The following is a 17,703-nucleotide window of genomic DNA, read 5'->3' on the forward strand; positions in this document are numbered from 1 at the left end:
AAGAAAGCATCGCTTGTGCTGATGTGTCAGGTTCCTCGACGATGGACCGGTGACCACCGCGACCAGTCCAGTCCTCGAGCCGTGCGACGCCCCCCTGCCTGAGCCGTCGCCGCGACGCCTGGTCAGCCCGCCGGCCCGGGCGTCGGGGGCAGCGCTCGTCACGATCGTGCTCTGGGCGTCGGCCTTCGTCGTGATCCGCAGCAGCGGTGCGCACCTGTCGCCGGGACCGATGGCGCTGGCCAGGGTCGCGGTCGCCGCGGTGGTGCTCACCCCCTTCGTGCTGCTGGGGCGCGGACGCGCCGCAGGTCCGCTGCTGCCCCGGGGCTGGCGCGCAGTGCTTCCCGTCGTCGGGTACGGCGCGCTGTGGTTCGCCGGCTACAACGTGGCACTCAATGCCGCCGAGCGGCACGTCGACGCCGGCACCGCGGCCCTCCTGGTCAACGTCGCCCCCGTCCTCATCGCCCTCGGCGGCGGGCTCTTCCTGCGTGAGGGCTTCTCGCGACCGGTCTTCCTCGGGTGTGCGGTGGCCTTCGCCGGGGTCGCCCTGATGGCGTCCGACTCCAGTGGACGGCGCGATGGCGCAGGCATCGCCTTCGCCCTCGTGGCCGCGGTGCTCTACGCGTCGTCGGTGCTCCTGCAGAAGGTCACCCTCCGGAGCGTCGACGCCCTGCGGGCCACCTGGCTCGGGTGCCTGGTCGGGACCGTGGTCACGCTGCCGTACGCCGGCGAGCTGGTGCACGAGGCACAGGGTGCCCCGACGTCGGCTCTCCTCGGCGCGGCCTACCTCGGCGCCTTCCCGACGGCCGTCGCGTTCACGACGTGGGCCTACGCACTGCGTCGTATGCCGGCTGGTCGCCTCGGTCCGCTCGGTTACCTCGTGACCGTGCTCTCGGTGCTGATGTCCTGGGCCTTCCTGTCGGAGGTGCCGAGCACGCTCGCCCTCGTCGGGGGAGCCGTCTGCCTCGTCGGCGTTGTGGTCAGCCGCCGGCGCCCCCGCTCACGCGACGAGCGGTGAGCCGCCCTGCCTCGACGGCCGGGCCGACTGCGCGTCGTCCCACGCGAGGGCCAGGCGCTCGACCGCCTCGTCGACCAACTCCGGTGCGTGACCGGTGAAGGGCAGTCGCAGGAACCGCTCCATGCCCCCCTCGACCGCGAACTGGGCCCCGGGGGCCAGCACGATGCCCCTCTGGTCGGCTGCCGCGCACAGCGGGGTCGACAGCGCCTCGGGCAGTTCGACCCACAGGCACAGGCCTCCCTCGGGAATGCGGAACCTCCACTGCGGCAGGCGATTTCGCAAGGCATCCACAAGGGCGTCGCGCGTCGAGACGATGGCCGCGCGCCGGTCGGCGATGATCTGCTCCCGGTGCCCGAGGAGGTCGGTCAGCACCAGCTGCTCCAGCACGGGGGCGCCGAGGTCGAGGGTCAGCCGGGCCCCGACCAGCGCCGGCATCAGCTCGCGAGGGGCGCGGATCCAACCCACTCGCAGCCCTCCCCAGAACGACTTGCTCGCGCCGCCGAGGGTCACCGTGCGGGGGTGGTGGGCGCCCAGGGGGCGGGGCATGCGGAGGTCGGGGTCGTGGGCGAGGTCGACCAGCGTCTCGTCGACGACACCGACGGTGTGGGTGCCGGCCAGGGCGTCACCGAGCTCGGCCCGCTGGGCGTCGGGCAGGAGGGCGCCGGTCGGGTTGTGGAAGTCGGGGATCAGGTAGGCGGCGCGCGGTGCGGTCTGGCGCAGGGCGGCCTCAGCGGCGCCGATGTCCCAGCCGTTGCGGTCGAGGGGCAGGGCCACGGCGCGGGCCCCGGAGCGTCGCAGGGTGTCGATCGCGTTGGGGTAGGTCGGGATCTCGAGCAGCACGCGGTCGCCGGGGGAGAGCAGCGCGCGAGCCGTCACCGCGAGCCCTGAGAGGGCGCCGCTGGTCACCATGACCTGGTCGGGTGTCGTCGCCAGCCCGCGCTCGGTGAACCGCTCGGCGAGGGCCTCGCGCAGCGACATCAGGCCGAGGGGGTGGTAGCCCGTGCCGGCGAGGTAGCGCGGCAGCTCGGCCACGGCCCGCTCGTAGGCGGCGACCGTGCCCGGCGGGGCGCTCATCGAGGCACAGGTGAGGTCGATCACGCCTGCGTCGCGCTGCTCGGACGACGGGTGGAGGGCGGTGCCCTGACGACGCCCGGCCGGGTCGCCCGGCAGGGCCACGACGCTGCCGGAGCCCTGCCGCGAGGTGAGGTAGCCGCGGTCGCGCAGCTCGGCATACGCCCGCGTGACGGTCGTGCGGCTCACCCCGAGGGCCGTCGTGAGGTCGCGCTCGCTGGGCAGGCGGGCCCCGACGGGCACGCGCCCGTCGGCGACGAGGAGCCGGACCGCGTCGGCGAGCCCGCGGTAGGCCGGCGCCGTCTCGAGGGCGGCGCCCAGCATGGGGACCAGCCGGGTCGCGGAGATCGCTCGGGTCGACATGCAGACCACTTTCTCACGATTGGCTATGGAGGAACAGACCAATGCAGGCCAATCTTGGCACCATGACCCGTACCTCCCTCGCCTCCCTCACCCCACGGCAGCAGCTGCGGGCCGGTCGGACCACCCGCCGGCTCGTCCAGCTCGCCGTAGGCCTGACCCTCTACGGGGTCTCGATGGGGATGATGGTCCGCTCCGGGCTCGGGCTCGACCCGTGGGACGTCTTCCACTACGGCATCGCCCAGCACCTGCCGGTCAGCTTTGGCACCGTGACGATCATCGTCGGCGTGGCTGTGCTGCTGCTCTGGATCCCGCTGCGGCAGTGGCCGGGACTCGGCACCGTCGCCAACGTGGTCGTCATCGGGCTGGCCACCGACGCGACGTTGGCGCTGCTCGACGCTCCCGACGCCATGGCCGTGCGGGTGGTGCTCCTCGTCGGGGGGATCGTCCTCAACGGGCTGGCTGGTGCGCTCTACATCGGGAGCCAGTTCGGCCCCGGACCCCGCGACGGCCTGATGACGGGGCTGGTGCGCCGCACCGGGCGCAGCTTCCGGCTGGTGCGGACCAGCATCGAGGTGACCGTGCTCGTCGTGGGTTGGCTGCTCGGCGGAGTGGTCGGGCTCGGGACGGTGCTGTATGCCGTGCTGATCGGCCCGGTCGTGCAGGTGTTCCTGCCGATCTTCACGGTGCCGCTCGACGGCGTGCCGGGCCCGGCCGGCGCTGCGGACGGATCGGGGTCAGGCGTCGAGGGCCAGGACGAACGGCAGCACGCCGGTGGCGCCCGCACGGCGCAGGGCGGCGGCCGCGACCGTGAGCGTCCAGCGCGAGTTGGCGACGTCGTCGACCAGCAGGACGGGTCCGTCGAGGCCGCGCAGGCCTGACGCCTGCTCGGCGCCGACCTCCAGACGACCCCACACGCCGGCCAGCCGGAAGGCGCTGTTGCCACCGGCCTCGCCGACCGGTCCACCATCGACGGGGTCGAGGGCGCCCAGCCACTGCATCCGACCCAGCTCGGCGATGCCCCGGCCCAGCGACTCGACCAGGAGGGGCCGGGTGCGCGAGGGGACCATGGCCACGGCCACTGGCCGCTCGGCCCAGCCCCAGTCGCGCAGGATCGGCACGCAGGCCCGCACCAGCTCGGGCGGCACCGCGGCATCGGTGGCCCGCAGCAGCGACCGGAGCTGTTGACCCCAGCCCAGGTCGGTGAGCCGGGCGACCGCCCGACCGGTCTCCATCGCCTCGTCGGGGCTGATCTTCCCGCGCACCGGGACACCCAGCCGGTCCATCCCCGTCGGCCACTGGGCCCTTGACTCCAGCTCGACCCCGGCCCGCTCGAGGCGACCACGGGCCGTGGTGACTGCGACGTCAGGGATGTCGGTGGGGAACCACACGCCGGCACACGAGTCGCACCGTCCGCACGCGGCTGCGGAGTCGTCGTCGAGCGACTCCTGGAGGAACTCCATCCGGCACCCGGCGGTCTGCTCGTAGGTGACCATGAGGTCCTGCTCGCGCACGCGGGCCGCCGTCACCCGCGCGTAGCGCTCGGCGTCGTAGGTCCAGGGCTGGCCGGTCGAGGTCCAACCACCTGGCACCCGCTGGACGGCGCCGTCGACGTCGAGCACCTTGAGCAGGAGCTCGAGCCGGGTGCGCCGGATGTCGACGATGGACTCCAACGCTGCCGTGGAGAGCGCCTTGGCCGAGCCCGCGAGCGCCGTGAGCACCGCGTCGGCCTGCTCCTGGCGTGGCATCGAGGCGGAGGCGAAGTAGGCCCAGATGTCCTTGTCCTCCGGGCCGGGCAGGAGCAGCACGTCGGCCCGCTCGGTGGCCCGACCGGCACGACCGACCTGCTGGTAGTAGGCGACCGGCGACGAGGGCGCGCCGAGGTGGAGCACGAAGCCCAGGTCGGGCTTGTCGAACCCCATGCCCAGCGCCGAGGTCGCCACCAGTGCCTTGACCTGGTTGTCGCGCAGCATCGCCTCGAGGCGCTCGCGGTCGGCCGGGTCGGTGCGTCCGGTGTAGGCCCGCACCTCGTGACCCGCCTCGCGCAGGGCGACGGCGATGTCCTCGGCGGCCGAGACGGTGAGCGTGTAGACGATGCCGCTGCCCGGGAGCGAGTCGAGGTGGGCGAGCAGCCACGCCAGCCGCTGCTCGGGCGAGGTCAGGGCCATCACCCCCAGGCGCAGCGAGTCGCGGGCGAGGCCGCCACGCAGGGTCAGCACGTCGTGGCCGCCGGCCCCGAGCTGCTCGACCACGTCGGTCACGACGCGGGCGTTGGCGGTGGCCGTGGTCGCCAGCACCGGGGTGTCGGCGGGCAGCACCGTGAGCAGGTCACGGATCCGGCGGTAGTCGGGGCGGAAGTCGTGGCCCCAGTCGGACACACAGTGCGCCTCGTCGACCACGAGCAGACCGCACCGGCGAGCAAGGTCGGGCAGCTGCTCGTCGCGGAACCTCGGGTTGTTCAGGCGCTCTGGGCTGACCAGCAGGACGTCGACCTCGTCGGCGGCCAGCGCCGCCGAGACCTGCCCCCATTCGTCGGCGTTCGCGGAGTTCATGGTCACCGCGCGGATCCCGGCCCGGCCGGCGGCCGCGATCTGGTCGCGCATCAGCGCCAGCAGCGGCGAGACGATCACGGTCGGCCCGGCGCCCTCGGCCCGGCGCAGGGCGGTGGACACGAAGTAGACCGCCGACTTGCCCCAGCCGGTGCGCTGCACGACGAGCACCCGCCGACGCTGGCCGACCAGCGCCTCGACGGCCTCGAGCTGGCCGTCGCGGAAGTCGACGTCGTCGCGGCCGACGAGGCGCCGCAGCACGGTGGTGGCCTGGGTGTGCAGGTCGGGTGCCGCGGTGGTCTCCATGGCGACCACCGTATGCCGCCGGCCCGACAGCCCTGCGAGGATGTCCACATGGCCAGCGAAGAGAGTCCCGTCCAGGTCTCCGACGACCGCCCCGAGCCGAGCGGGCCCACCGGCCGCTACCGGGTCAACGTGCCGCTCCGCTGGAGCGACATGGACGCCTATGGGCACGTCAACAACGTGCAGTTCCTCCGACTGCTGGAGGACGCCCGCGTGATCGGCTTCGAGGACTGGTTCGGCCAGGACCGGTCGGTGCTCTCGGAGGGCATCCTCGTGGCGCGCCACGAGATCGAGTACCTCGCGCCCCTGCTGTTCCGGGTGCCGCCCATCGTCGTGGAGATGTGGGCCACGAAGATCGGGGGGGCCGGCTTCGACCTCGCCTACGAGGTGCGCGACGGGCGGCCGTCGGCCGACGGTGGCGAGGGCGACGTGGTCTACGCCCGCGCGGAGACCACGCTGGTCCTCTACGACTTCGTGACCAGCACCCCGCGACGGATGGACGAGTCGCTGCGGGCCATGCTCAGGTCGCACTCGGGTGAGCCGGTGCCCTTCCGCTGGCGCCGACGCTGATGGAGCTGACCTTCCCCGACCTGCAGGGTCTCGACGACCTGCGCACCTACGTCGCCCGTGCCAAGGCCGCCGACGAGGACGGCGCGATCCGGCTGCAGGCGACCGGACCGACCCTGGCCGCCTACGTCGGGGTCCTGCCCGGTAGCGGCCTGATGGCCGAGGGGGTCGTGATCGGCCTGCGGGCGATGCCCCTGGCCGAGCCGGCCGACCTCGACGTCACGGTGCCGTTGGCCGCAGTCACCGACCGCCTCGCGCGCGAGGGCGGCACCACCCTGTCCGTGCCGCCAGTGACCGTCAGCGTCGCCTGGGCGGCGATGGCGCCACCCCGTGGCGGGTGGGAACGCGTCGGGGCGGTCGCCGCCGACGACATGTATGCCGTGGCGCGGCAGGGGATCGAGGAGGTCGCCTCGGGTGCGCCGGCGGATGCCGGTGGCTCAGCCGTCGCGGCACTTCGCCGGCAGGTGTGGGGGCGTCTGACGACCACGACCCCGCCCGTGCCCGCGGGCGGTGCGTTCGCGGCATACGTGCTCGGGTTCGTGAAAAGTGCTGGCGACGCGCCGGTGACGGTGTGGGCGCACGGCCGCTGGACGCGGCTCTCGACGCCCGGCGGTCACGTCCTGATCCGCTGACCGGCGACCACGACGAGGGCGGCGACGACGCTGAGTCCCAGCCACATGCTCACGAAGACCGGGATGTCCTGACCCGCGGTCGTGTGGCGGGCCGCGAAGACCGCGCCGGCCGCGGCGATCCCGAGCACCGAACCGAGGACGTCGGCGAGCTGGAGTGACGACGATGTCGTGCCGTGGTCGGCGGGCGACGTGAGGGTGAGCGAGAGGACCGAGAGGCTCGCGGTGCCCAGCCCCATGCCCATGCCGCACGCGACGAGCGCCACGGCGATGAGCCACGGGTGCCCGTCGAGGTGGGTGACCGCCACGACGCCGAGCAGCCCCGTCGCGAGGAGGAGGCCTCCGACGCTGACGAGCTGGTGGCGGCGCCCCGCCCAGCGGTCCCGGCCCTGGACCCAGGAGCCGGCCGACCAGCCGAGCGAGCCGACGGCGAGGCTCGTGCCGGCAGTGGCGAGGGACTGGCCGCGCTCGTTGACCAGCATGAGCGGGATGTAGGTGATGGTGCCGAAGAACGAACAGGTCAGCAGGAAGCGCGCCAGCATCACCGAGGGCAGCCCGCGACGCATCAGCCACGTGCCGCGCGGGAGCAGCATGGGTGCGGTGGCCGCGATCCCCACGACGCCGAGGACGGCGACCGCTGTCTTGACCGACCAGGTGAACTCGAGGTCGTGCGTGCCCCACTGGAGGGCGCCGGCGGAGGCCGCGATCAGGACGCCGAACCAGGCCGCCCTGGCGTGCGCGCGGTGGTCACGGCTGGACCCGTCGATGCCCTCGTCCGCCGCTACGATCTGCGACCGCCGGGCGAACACCAGCGCGATGGCGGCCACGACCGGCACGACCACCAGCCAGAAGACCCAGCGCCAGGACCAGGTCGTCGTGACCCACGCGGCGATCGGTGGACCGAGCAGCGAGGGCAGCACCCACGCAGCCGAGATCACGCTGAACACCTTGGGCCGCAACGACTCCGGGTAGGCGCGGCCGATGACGACATAGCCGGCGACGATGATCAACCCGGCTCCGAGGCCGGCCACGCCACGCCCAGCCAGGAACGGCCCGAACGACTGCGCGCCCCCACACAGTCCGCACCCGGCCGCGAAGAGCAGCTGGCCCGCGAAGAGCGATGGCAGGGGACCCGACCGGTCGCACCAGACCCCGGCCAGCACGATGCCGAGCAGCTGGGTGGTCAGCATGACCGAGAAGGCGAGCCCGTAGGACCGCACCGCGTCCAGCTCGCGGGCGGCGTCCGGCATGGCGGTGGAGACCGCCATGCCCTCGAAGGCGATCACCGTGATGAGCGCCAGCAGGGAGACGGACAGCAGCACGTAGCGAGGGTGGAAGACACCGACCCGCCCCGCGCCGGTGGTGCCCGCACCCGCACCCTCGACACGCTCTGGGGTGGGGCGGGGGGTGGGCGCGGTCACCGGCGCAACGGTACGCCGCGCTCGGCCAGGACATCGGCGAGGGTGTCGATGCGGTCGGACACGATGCCATCCACGCCGAGGTCGAAGAGCCGGTGCATCTCGGCAGCGTCGTCGATGGTCCACACGTGGACGTGCTTGCCCATGGCGTGGACGCGCTCGACCAGTCCGGGGGTGACCAGGTCGAGGCGGCGACCGCCGACGACGTGCCCGGTCGGGATCTGCAGGACGGCCGCGGGGGAGCGCAGCCACGAGGCGACCCGCTGCGGTGCCAGGCGCAGGGCGGTCACCTCTGCCGGTCCGGTCGCGGTGGCCAGCGCGGGGCCGAGGAGCCGGCGCACGGCCCGCAGTCGCCGATCGGAGAACGAGCCGACGCAGATGCGGTCGATCGCCGCCTGGCGCCGGATCACCTCGGCCAGGGGCGCGATGGCGCCGGGTGCCTTGACGTCGATGTTGATGCGGGTGTCGGGGAACTCCTCGAGCAGGTCCGAGAGGAGGGGGATCGGCTCGGTGCCGTGGATCCGCGCTGCCCGCACCACGGCATACGGGAGGTCTGCGATCAGGCCGCGCTGGTCGGTGACCCGGTCGAGCCGCTGGTCGTGGAAGGCGAGCAGCGTGCCGTCCGCCGTGGCGTGGACGTCGGTCTCGAGGTAGCGGTAGCCCATTCGCACCGCTGCGCGGAAGGCCGCGAGGGAGTTCTCGAGGTGGAGGTTGGCCGCGAGCTTGGCCCCGCCCCGGTGCGCCAGCCCGATGGGGGTCGGCGCATCGAAGTAGGCGAAGTCCGCTGCTCTCACGGCGTCAGTCTGCCGTGAGAGCAGCGGACCTGATCAGAGGGCTGCCCAGACCGTCGTGTCGGTCGGCACGAGGCCCTGGTCGGTCAGGTCACCCGAGGCCACCACCACGGTCGCGCCGTCGGGCAGGGCCACCGGCTCGGTGCCGAGGTTCGCGACGACGAGGGTGTCCTCGCCCTGGCCGGTGTTCACCAGGGCGACCACGTCGACACCGAACCCATCGACGAACCGCAGCCCACCCGTGCCGAGGTCGCGGTCGCGCCTGGTCCGCAGCAGGGAGCGGTAGAGCTCGAGGGTCGAGCCCTCGACCCCGTCCTGCTGGTCGACGGCGTAGTCGCCGTAGATCGCGGGCTGCGGGAGCCAGGTCTGGTCGGTCGGGCCGAAGCCGAACGACGGCGCGTCCTTCTCCCACGGCATCGGGACGCGGCACCCGTCGCGGCCGATCTCCTTGCCCTTGGAGCGGATGAAGGTCGGGTCCTGGCGGAACTCGGCCGGCATGTCCGTCGACTCGGGCAGCCCGAGCTCCTCGCCCTGGTAGAGGTATGCGCCGCCGGGCAGCGCAAGCATCAGCTGGGTCGCCGCGCGGGCGCGCCGCAGTCCGAGGGCCCGGTCGGGCTGGGGGTCCTCGGCGCTGATGCCGTTGGGACGGCGCTTGCCGACCGGCAGGCCCAGCCGTGAGACGTGCCGCACCACATCGTGGTTGGACAGCACCCAGGTGCTCGGAGCGCCCACCGAGTCGGCTGCCACGAGAGAGGCCTCGATGACCTCACGCAGGTCCGGAGCACGCCACTGGCTCATCAGGAAGTCGAAGTTGAAGGCCTGGTGCATCTCGTCCGCCCGGACGTAGCGCACCGCGCGCTCCTGCGGGCGCACCCAGGCCTCGGCCACGAGGATGCGGTCGGGCTCGCCGTACTCGGCCAGCACCTGGTGCCAGCGGCGGTAGACGTCGTGGACCGGGTCCTGGTCCCACATGGGAGGCATCGGGGCGCCGGGCTTCACCTCGCCGTCGAGGATGTGCAGCTCGGCGTCGTAGTCGGGAAGCCCCTTCTCCTTGATGAGGCCGTGGGCGACGTCGACCCGGAAGCCGTCGATGCCGCGGTCGAGCCAGAAGCGCAGGATCGACTCGAACTCGTCGCCGATCTCGGGGTTGTCCCAGTTGAGGTCGGGCTGCTTGGTGTCGAACAGGTGGAGGTACCACTGTCCGGGCTGTCCGTCGGCCTCGGTGATGCGGGTCCAGCCGTCGCCGCCGAACACCGAGTGCCAGTCGTTGGGCGGCAGCTCGCCGTGCGGGCCCTTGCCGTCCCGGAAGATGTAGCGGTCGCGCTCGGCGCTGCCGGGGGCAGCGGCGAGCGCCGCCTTGAACCACTCGTGCTCGTCGCTGGTGTGGTTGGGCACGAGGTCGACGATCACCTTCAGGCCGAGCTCGTGCGACCGCGCGACCATCGCGTCGGCGTCCTCGAGGCTGCCGAACAGGTCGTCGATGTCGCGGTAGTCGGCGACGTCGTAGCCCGCGTCGGCCTGGGGCGACTTGTAGAACGGGCTGAACCACACGGCGTCGACTCCGAGCGCCTTGAGGTAGTCGAGCCGCGCGGTGACACCGGGCAGGTCGCCGATGCCGTCACCGTCGGCGTCGGCCCAGGACCTGGGGTAGATCTGGTAGATCACGGCGTGCCGCCACCAGGCGGCGTCGGCCGAGGCTGCGGGGTGGATGAGGGTGGTGGAGAGGGTCGTCGTCACGGGGAACCATGCTGACGCATCGAACGCGTTCGGGGAAACCGGATCCTCACCGGGGGCCCGGTGTCTCGCAGGCTGGAACGGCGCCGGGCTCACTCCTCGTCGAGCGAGTTCACCATCGAGTGGGCGGCGCGCTCGAGGTAGTCGCGCAGCAGCAGGTCGTTCGCCGGGGGGAGGTCGAGGGTGTCGACCGCCGCCATGATGTGGTGCAGCCAGCGGTCGCGCTGCAGCGGAGTCACCTTGAACGGGTGGTGCCGCATCCGCAGCCGGGGGTGGCCGCGTTGGTCGGAGTAGGTGGTCGGGCCACCCCAGTACTGCTCGAGGAACATGCGGAACCGCTCCTCGGCCGGTCCGAGGTCGTCCTCGGGGTAGAGGGCGCGCAGCGGGGGGTCGGTGGCCACTCCCCGGTAGAACTCGTGGACCAGCTTCCGGAAGGTCTCGTGCCCGCCGACCTGGTCGTAGAAGCTGCCGAACTGCTCGCCACCGGGCGACTGGGCGCTCATCGGGGTCCCCGCAAAATATCGGAGCGACGAAGGAGCGCAGAACTTTGGGGGGTGATGTTCATCGGGCACCGGCCGCGGGGCCGAAGGGCGTCATGACCGGAGCCTTGACACCGTTCTCGTCGAACGCCGCCTTGACCCGCTCGCGGATCTCGCGCGAGACGCCGTACTGCTGCTCGGGGGCGGTCTTGGCGATCACGCGGATGGTCACGACCGAGCCGGTCATCGACTCGACACCGACGACCTGCGGCTCCTCCAGCAGCTTGTCGGTCCAGTCGGGGCTCTGGTCGAGCTCGTGCACCACGGTGCGGATCAGCGGGATCACCTTGTCGAGGTTCTCGGAGTAGGCGACCGGGATGTCGACCATCGCGGTGGACCAGCCCTGGCTCTTGTTGCCGACCCGGATGATCTCGCCGTTCCGGATGTACCAGACGACACCCTGGCCGTCGCGCAGCCGGGTGACCCGGAGCGAGACCTCCTCGACGGTGCCGATGGCCTCGCCGGTGTCGATGACGTCACCGACGCCGTACTGGTCCTCGAGGATCATGAAGATGCCAGAGAGGAAGTCCTTGACGAGGCTCTGGGCGCCGAACCCGAGGGCCACGCCACCGACCCCGGCCGTGGCGAGCACCGGTCCGAGCTGGATGCCGACCGTGGTCATGATCGTCAGGATCGTGATCAGGACCACGACGAAGGTGACCATGCTGCGGAGCAACGAGCCCATCGTCAGCGTGCGCTGACGGTGCCGCTCGTGGGCCGAGCCGGTGGCCTGGGCCAGGACTCGTCCTGCGCGGGTGGTCTCGCCCGCCCGCCGGGAATCCGACCGCGCGATGGTCGAGGAGACCACCCGACCGATGGACCGCAGCGCCAGCCACCGCAGGATGACGGCCGCGACGACGGTGATGACGATGTCCAAAGGCTTGCCGGTGAACCAGTCCCACGCCGACTCGGGCGTGACCTCGGACAGGGCGGCGAGGACCTGCGTGACAGCCTCAGGCATCGGCATCACGCTGCTGCGCGCGCAGGGCGCGGGCGATCGGGTCGCGGTTCTCGGTGACCAGGCGGCGCAGGGCTGCTGGCGCGTCGGGGTGCGCGGACAGCCAGGCCTCGGTGGCGTCGTGGAGGCGCTGGTCGGCCAGGATCGTGGGGTAGAAGCCGCGGACCAGGATCTCGATGATGGCGTGCGACCCCTTGCCCTCCACGGTGTCGAGCATCGCGTGGTACTTCTCGACGTAGGGCTCCAGGAGCGCGTTGTCGTGCACCGTCGCGAACCCGGCGGCGACCGACTCGAGGACCGAGTTGGGCAGGCCGGTCTCCTCGACGCCGCGGCGCCAGGCCTCGGCCTTGGCCTCGGCGGTCGGGAAGGAGGCGCGGGCCTGTTCGGAGTGCTCGCGCCCCGTGGCCGTGTTGTCGCGCGCCAGCTCGGCGTCGATGTCGGCCGTCGTCGCGGCGCCGCAGGCGGCGAGGGTGGTCAGCAGCCGCCACCGCATGTCGGTGTCGACGGAGAGGCCGTCCAGCACCTGCGTGCCGTCGAGGAGGCCCCGCAGGTATGCCGCGTCGTCGCCGCCGCGCTGGTGCGCGGCATACGCGCCGACCAGCTGGAGCTGGGCGTCGCTGCCGGGTTCGGCCGCCACGGCGAGGGCGCGCAGGTCGGCTGCCGCGCTCGCGAGAGCCGCATCACGGTGGGCCGGCGCGACGTAGAGGTGCAGCGCCGTCTGCAGCTGGCCCAGGAGCACCCGCAGCAGGGTCGAGTCGGTCTCGCCGGGGAGCGAGGCGAGGACGAGCGAGGCGAAGTCGCGCGCCGACATCTCGGCGTCACGGGTCATGTCCCACGCCGCGCCGAGGACCAGCGCCCGCGGCAGGCTGTCCTGGAACCCGCGGGGGTGGGACAGGGCGGTCGCCAGCGAACGCTCGTCCAGGCGGATCTTGGCGTAGGCGAGGTCGTCGTCGTTGACCAGCAGGAGGTCGGGAGCGGGGCGGCCGATGAGCTGTGGCAGGTCGGTGGACTCGCCGTCCACGTCGAGCTCGAAGCGGTCGGTGCGGACGAGCCGGTCGCCCGCGGCGTCGGTGCCGTCGATGTCGTACAGGCCCACCGCGAGCCGGTGCGGGCGCAGCGTCTCGAACCCCTCGGCGTAGGTCTGGACGATGCGCGCGGAGGAGACCAGGCCCTGGTCGTCGGTGGCGATCTCGGGGTGCAACGTGTTGACGCCCGCGGTCTCCAGCCACAGCTTCGACCAGGACCCCAGGTCGCGACCGGAGGTGGCCTCGAGCTCGCGCAGCAGGTCCTCGAGCCGGGTGTTGCCCCAGGCGTGCTTGGCGAAGTAGGCCCGCAGACCGGCGGTGAACGGCTCGCGCCCGACGTAGGCGACGAGCTGCTTGAGCACCGAGGCGCCCTTGGCGTAGGTGATGCCGTCGAAGTTGACCTCGACGTCCTGCAGGTCGCGGATCGGCGCGACGATCGGGTGGGTCGAGGACAGCTGGTCCTGGCGATAGGCCCAGGCCTTCTCGGAGGTGCCGAAGGTGGTCCAGGCGCTGGTCCACTCGGTGGCCTCGGCCTGGCAGGTGGTCGACGCCCACTCGGCGAACGACTCGTTGAGCCAGAGGTCGTTCCACCACTTCATCGTCACGAGGTTGCCGAACCACATGTGGGCCAGCTCGTGGAGCAGGGTGAGGGCGCGACGCTCGACGAGGGCCTCGGTGACCTTCGAGCGGAAGACGTAGATCTCGCTGACGGTGACCGCGCCGGCGTTCTCCATCGCGCCCATGTTGTACTCCGGCGTGAAGAGCTGGTCGTACTTCTCGAACGGGTACTCGCAGTCGAACTCCTCCTCGAAGAAGGCGAAGCCGAGCTTGGTGCAGTCGAAGATGTTGTCGGCGTCCAGGTGCGCCAGGAGCGACTGGCGGCAGAAGATCCCCAGGGGCACGGTGCCGCGCCGCGTCTGCACCTCGTCACGCACCACGGCATACGGGCCGGCGATGAGCGCGGTGATGTAGCAGGACATCCGCGGGGTGGTGCCGAAGGCCCACGTGGCCACGCCGTCGCGCACCGGCGTCGGCTGGGGCGTGGGGGAGTTGGACACGACCTGCCAGTGGTCGGCGGCGGTCACCGTGAAGGCGAAGGTGGCCTTGAGGTCGGGCTGCTCGAAGACCGCGAACATCCTGCGGCAGTCGGCCACCTCGAACTGCGAGTAGAGGTAGACCTCGCCGTCCACCGGGTCGGTGAAGCGGTGCAGCCCCTCCCCGGTGTTCATGTATGCCGCGGTGGCGTCGACGGTGAGCGTGTTGCGCTCCGCCGTGGCCGGGACCCGCACGCGGACCCCGTCGAAGTGGGTGGCGGGGTCCAGCGGCTCGCCGTTGAGCATGATCGACTCGACGGACGGGGCGATCAGGTCGACGAAGGTCTCGGCGCCGGGCTCCGTGCTCGTGAACGTCACCGTGGTCGTGCTCCGGAACGTCGTGTCCGAGGTGGTGAGGTCGAGGGTGACGTCGTAGTGGTCGACGGCGACGACAGCGGCGCGGGCGGTGGCCTCGTCGCGGGTGAGGTTCATGCCGGGCAACGGTGCTCCTGCGCGGTAGTGGGGTGACAGCGGGGATGGTGGCTGTGGTCGATGGTTTCGGCGGCCATCCTCGCACGGGTGGACGGCCGGGGGACCACCGCTGGTGCCGGCCTCGAGGGCCAGTGGCAGGATTGGGCGTGTGACTGCCACCCCTGTGTCCGAGACCCGTACGTCCGCCGAGTTCTGGTTCGACCCCCTGTGTCCGTGGGCGTGGATGACGTCACGCTGGATGATGGAGGTCGAGGAGGTCCGTCCCGTCGACGTGACCTGGTCGGTCATGAGCCTGGCGGTCCTCAACGAGGGTCGCGACCTCCCCGACAGCTACCGGCAGATGATGGATCGGGCCTGGGGCCCGGTGCGCGTCATCATCGCTGCGGCCCGCGACCACGGCGACAAGGTCATCAAGCCCCTCTACGACGCGATGGGCACGCGCATCCACCTCGGTGGCGAGAAGGACTACGCCAAGGTCATCGGCCCGGCCCTCGAGGAGGTCGGCCTGCCTTGGGAGCTGGCCGATCTGGCCGACTCCGACGTCCTCGACGCGGAGCTGCGCGCGAGCCACCAGCGGGCCATCGACCTGGTCGGTGACGACGTCGGCACGCCGGTCGTCGCGGTGAACGGCGAGGCCTTCTTCGGCCCGGTCGTCTCGCCCGCTCCCAAGGGTGAGGCAGCTGGACGGCTCTGGGACGGTTGCGTCCTCGTGGCCGGCACGCCCGGCTTCTACGAGCTCAAGCGGTCCCGCACCGTCGGCCCGATCTTCGACTGACGCCGACTGGCGACGACAGCAATAGGATCGCCGCGAGCGACGAACTTCGACTGAGGAGCACCCAGATGCGCGTCCACATCGGCGGCGACCACGCGGCATACGAGCTGCTCGGCGAGCTGGTCTCGTTCCTCGAGGCCGAGGGCCACGAGGTGACCAACCACGGGCCCCACACCCTCGACCCCGAGGACGACTACCCGGTCTTCGTGCTGCGTGCGGCCGAGGCCGTCGCCGCCGACCCGGACTCCCTGGGTGTCGTGCTCGGTGGCTCGGGCAACGGCGAGCAGATGGCGGCCAACAAGGTCGCCGGCATCCGCGCGGCGCTGTGCTACAACGCCGAGCTCGCCACGCTCGCGCGCGAGCACAACAACGCCCAGGTCATCTCGATCGGGGGGCGGATGAACACCGTCGAGGAGGCCAAGGCGATGGTCGCGGCGTTCCTCGCCACGCCGTTCTCCGGCGCGCCGAGGCACCAGCGCCGCATCGACATGGTCAGCGCGTACGAGGGGTCCGGCACGCTGCCGCCCGAGGCCTGAGCTCGCCGGCTGACCCCGCCGCTGATCCTCCGATCTGGCGCGCGCTGACCGACGTCCCACTACGCTGGCGGCGGGTCGGATCGGGGCCGACCCATCCCGCAGACGCTGAAGGTGCTCACGCCCTGCCTTGCCGAAGGAACTTCACAGTGGTTGTCGAGAGGACTTATCTCGCTCGGCGATCCATCATGTCCCGGGTCCAGCGCAGTCGGACCAGGTTCGTGCGCTGGGGCCAGCCATTGACCGCGGCGGCACTCATCGCCGCGAACACCCTGCTCTGCTGGACCATGTCCCTCTGGCCGGACAACGTCCCCTTCTCGGCGTACGTCCCGGTGGCGGTCCTCGCGGGCCTCTTCCTCACGCCGAAGGTGCTGGCAGCGGTCGACGTCGCGATCCTCATCGCGGGGGCCTACACGGTGGTGGACCACGACGCCATCCCCGCCATCCTGGGCGCTTACGGCGTGCTGACCAGCGTCATGATCATCATGTTCTGGGTCGCCGCGTCGCGGGCCCGCCTGGGGGTGCAGGGCAACCTCGGGGAGTCGATGCTGGTCGACCTGCGCGACCGGCTGCGCACCCAGGGCGAGCTCCCGGAGCTCCCGACCGGGTGGGGCGCGGAGCTGTCCGTCCTGTCCGCCTACGGTGACTCCTTCTCAGGCGACTTCCTCGTCACCAGCCGCCACGACGACGTCCTCGAGCTCGCGCTGGTCGACGTCTCGGGCAAGGGCATCGCCGCCGGCACCCGGTCACTGCTGCTGTCGGGTGCGTTCGGGGGCCTGCTCGGGTCGCTGCCCTACGACACCTTCCTCCCGGCCGCGAACTCCTACCTGCTCCGCCAGGCGTGGGACGAGGGCTTCGCGACCGCGGCGCACGCCATGATCAACCTGACCACGGGGGAGTACAGCCTGGGCTCGGCCGGTCACCCCCCGGGCGTCCGCTTCTCGGCCGGCTCGGGCCGCTGGGAGGTCCTCGAGGGTGACGAGGGACCGGTGCTCGGCGTGACCGAGGGCCCGGCCTTCCCGCGGATCCGCGGTCAGCTCGGCCGCGGCGACGCGCTGCTGCTCTACACCGACGGGGTCATCGAGGTCCGCAACCGCGACCTGCGCGACGGCATCGACCGCATGCTCGGGACGGCGGAGCGGATGATCGGCAAGGGCTTCGAGGGGATGGCCGCGAAGATGTGCACCGCGGCGCGCGCGGGCGAGACCGACGACCGCGCGGCCGTCGTCGTCTGGCGGCGCTGAGCCCGAGCCGAGCTCGGGTCCGCGGCTCTGGTCCCCGTCAGCGCCGGCCCGACAGTCAGGCCGGCGAGCTCGTCGCGGCGCCGGTGGCCGCCCTGGCTGCCGTGGCTGCCGCTTGCCGCTGGGCAGCGCGGCGGGTGATGTCGGCGCACTCGAGGCAGACCGACTCGGGGATCACGCCGAGCCGCATCAGCCACCCGAAGACGATGCAGCCCACGCAGATCCCGGCGAGCGACTCCAGGGCCGGGAAGACCACCATGACCACGCCGATGAGGATGACCGGCAGGCTCGTCCCGGCCAGCCAGAGGATCGTCGCGGTGAGGGTGAAGACAGCCCCGACGGCGGCGGCGAAGCGCTTGGGCGGCCCCGCGGTGTAGCGCGGGGCCGCCGAGACGCGGGGTCGGACCCAGCGGTTGACGAGGATCGCCACCGGGCTGGCCGACGGTCCCCAGCCCGCGCGCAGGACGAAGTCCGCCGCGAGCACGGCATACAGCCACCACTGGTGGGCCGCGAGGGCGACGACGGCGAGCACGAGGATGACGCCCGCGATGAGGCGGACGGTGACGTCGTCGACGATGTTGGGGAAGCGGGAGATGCGCATGCCCCATTATGGATTACATAAGCACCGGTTATCGACTGGTGGGTCGCTGGTCAAGACGGGCGGGTGGAGGC

At 72.0% G+C, this 17,703-nt stretch carries 15 protein-coding genes and 1 pseudogene; 7 read left to right on the forward strand and 9 right to left on the reverse strand.

Annotated features, from left to right (window positions below; all coding sequences use genetic code 11):
• The first annotated feature begins 49 nt into the window (after window positions 1-49).
• Window positions 50-1,015 (forward strand): DMT family transporter, encoded by a 966-nt coding sequence (locus AC1DWJ_RS14105; protein WP_457255635.1) that lies wholly within the window; start codon window positions 50-52, stop codon window positions 1,013-1,015.
• Here AC1DWJ_RS14105 and yczR read toward each other — a convergent pair.
• Window positions 998-2,449: a MocR-like transcription factor YczR gene (yczR, locus tag AC1DWJ_RS14110; protein WP_477621108.1), complete on the reverse strand. Its 1,452-nt coding sequence runs from the start codon at window positions 2,447-2,449 to the stop codon at window positions 998-1,000. The two genes, AC1DWJ_RS14105 and yczR, sit on opposite strands and share 18 nt — an antisense overlap.
• A gap of 62 nt (window positions 2,450-2,511) precedes the next feature.
• Between yczR and yczE the strand changes: the two are divergent.
• Window positions 2,512-3,111, forward strand: a pseudogene (gene yczE / locus AC1DWJ_RS14115) (membrane protein YczE); the annotation flags it as partial.
• A 72-nt stretch (window positions 3,112-3,183) separates the two neighbouring features.
• Here yczE and AC1DWJ_RS14120 read toward each other — a convergent pair.
• Window positions 3,184-5,301 (reverse strand): RecQ family ATP-dependent DNA helicase, encoded by a 2,118-nt coding sequence (locus tag AC1DWJ_RS14120; protein WP_457255637.1) that lies wholly within the window; start codon window positions 5,299-5,301, stop codon window positions 3,184-3,186.
• 48 nt (window positions 5,302-5,349) lie between these two features.
• Between AC1DWJ_RS14120 and AC1DWJ_RS14125 the strand changes: the two genes are divergently transcribed.
• Both AC1DWJ_RS14125 and AC1DWJ_RS14130 read left to right on the forward strand, forming a co-directional pair.
• Window positions 5,350-5,868, forward strand: a complete 519-nt coding sequence (locus AC1DWJ_RS14125; RefSeq protein WP_457255638.1) for an acyl-CoA thioesterase — start codon at window positions 5,350-5,352, stop codon at window positions 5,866-5,868.
• Window positions 5,868-6,497, forward strand: a complete 630-nt coding sequence (locus tag AC1DWJ_RS14130) for a DUF8185 domain-containing protein (RefSeq protein WP_457255639.1) — start codon at window positions 5,868-5,870, stop codon at window positions 6,495-6,497. The genes AC1DWJ_RS14125 and AC1DWJ_RS14130 overlap by 1 nt, the downstream gene beginning before the upstream one ends.
• Here AC1DWJ_RS14130 and AC1DWJ_RS14135 read toward each other — a convergent pair.
• The 6 genes from AC1DWJ_RS14135 to pepN form a co-directional block, all read right to left on the reverse strand.
• Window positions 6,479-7,915, reverse strand: coding sequence for an MFS transporter (locus tag AC1DWJ_RS14135; protein WP_477621109.1), 1,437 nt, complete (start codon window positions 7,913-7,915; stop codon window positions 6,479-6,481). The two genes, AC1DWJ_RS14130 and AC1DWJ_RS14135, sit on opposite strands and share 19 nt — an antisense overlap.
• Entirely contained in the window at window positions 7,912-8,706 is a 795-nt protein-coding gene (locus AC1DWJ_RS14140) for a glycerophosphodiester phosphodiesterase family protein (RefSeq protein ID WP_477621110.1), read from the reverse strand. Before AC1DWJ_RS14140 ends, AC1DWJ_RS14135 begins: the two co-directional genes overlap by 4 nt.
• A gap of 33 nt (window positions 8,707-8,739) precedes the next feature.
• Window positions 8,740-10,440, reverse strand: coding sequence for a glycoside hydrolase family 13 protein (locus AC1DWJ_RS14145; protein WP_477621111.1), 1,701 nt, complete (start codon window positions 10,438-10,440; stop codon window positions 8,740-8,742).
• An 89-nt stretch (window positions 10,441-10,529) separates the two neighbouring features.
• Window positions 10,530-10,940: a globin gene (locus AC1DWJ_RS14150; protein ID WP_477621112.1), complete on the reverse strand. Its 411-nt coding sequence runs from the start codon at window positions 10,938-10,940 to the stop codon at window positions 10,530-10,532.
• A gap of 58 nt (window positions 10,941-10,998) precedes the next feature.
• A complete protein-coding gene (locus tag AC1DWJ_RS14155) occupies window positions 10,999-11,937 on the reverse strand; it encodes a mechanosensitive ion channel family protein (RefSeq protein ID WP_477621113.1) in 939 nt (312 codons plus the stop codon).
• Entirely contained in the window at window positions 11,930-14,494 is a 2,565-nt protein-coding gene (pepN, locus tag AC1DWJ_RS14160) for an aminopeptidase N (protein WP_477621114.1), read from the reverse strand. Before pepN ends, AC1DWJ_RS14155 begins: the two co-directional genes overlap by 8 nt.
• Before the next feature lie 139 nt (window positions 14,495-14,633).
• Between pepN and AC1DWJ_RS14165 the strand changes: the two genes are divergently transcribed.
• The 3 genes from AC1DWJ_RS14165 (at window position 14,634) to AC1DWJ_RS14175 (ending at window position 17,034) form a co-directional block, all read left to right on the forward strand.
• Window positions 14,634-15,260, forward strand: coding sequence for a mycothiol-dependent nitroreductase Rv2466c family protein (locus tag AC1DWJ_RS14165; RefSeq protein ID WP_457255646.1), 627 nt, complete (start codon window positions 14,634-14,636; stop codon window positions 15,258-15,260).
• 65 nt (window positions 15,261-15,325) lie between these two features.
• A complete protein-coding gene (locus tag AC1DWJ_RS14170; RefSeq protein WP_477621115.1) occupies window positions 15,326-15,793 on the forward strand; it encodes a ribose-5-phosphate isomerase in 468 nt (155 codons plus the stop codon).
• A 185-nt stretch (window positions 15,794-15,978) separates the two neighbouring features.
• Complete coding sequence (locus AC1DWJ_RS14175) at window positions 15,979-17,034, forward strand: PP2C family protein-serine/threonine phosphatase (protein WP_477621116.1); 1,056 nt, start codon at window positions 15,979-15,981, stop codon at window positions 17,032-17,034.
• Window positions 17,035-17,089: 55 nt separating this feature from the next.
• Here the strand turns inward: AC1DWJ_RS14175 and AC1DWJ_RS14180 are convergent, their stop codons facing one another.
• Window positions 17,090-17,632, reverse strand: a complete 543-nt coding sequence (locus AC1DWJ_RS14180) for a DUF4395 domain-containing protein (RefSeq protein WP_477621117.1) — start codon at window positions 17,630-17,632, stop codon at window positions 17,090-17,092.
• Window positions 17,633-17,703 lie beyond the last annotated feature (71 nt).

It is taken from the genome of Pedococcus sp. P2_D7, assembly GCF_056404295.1.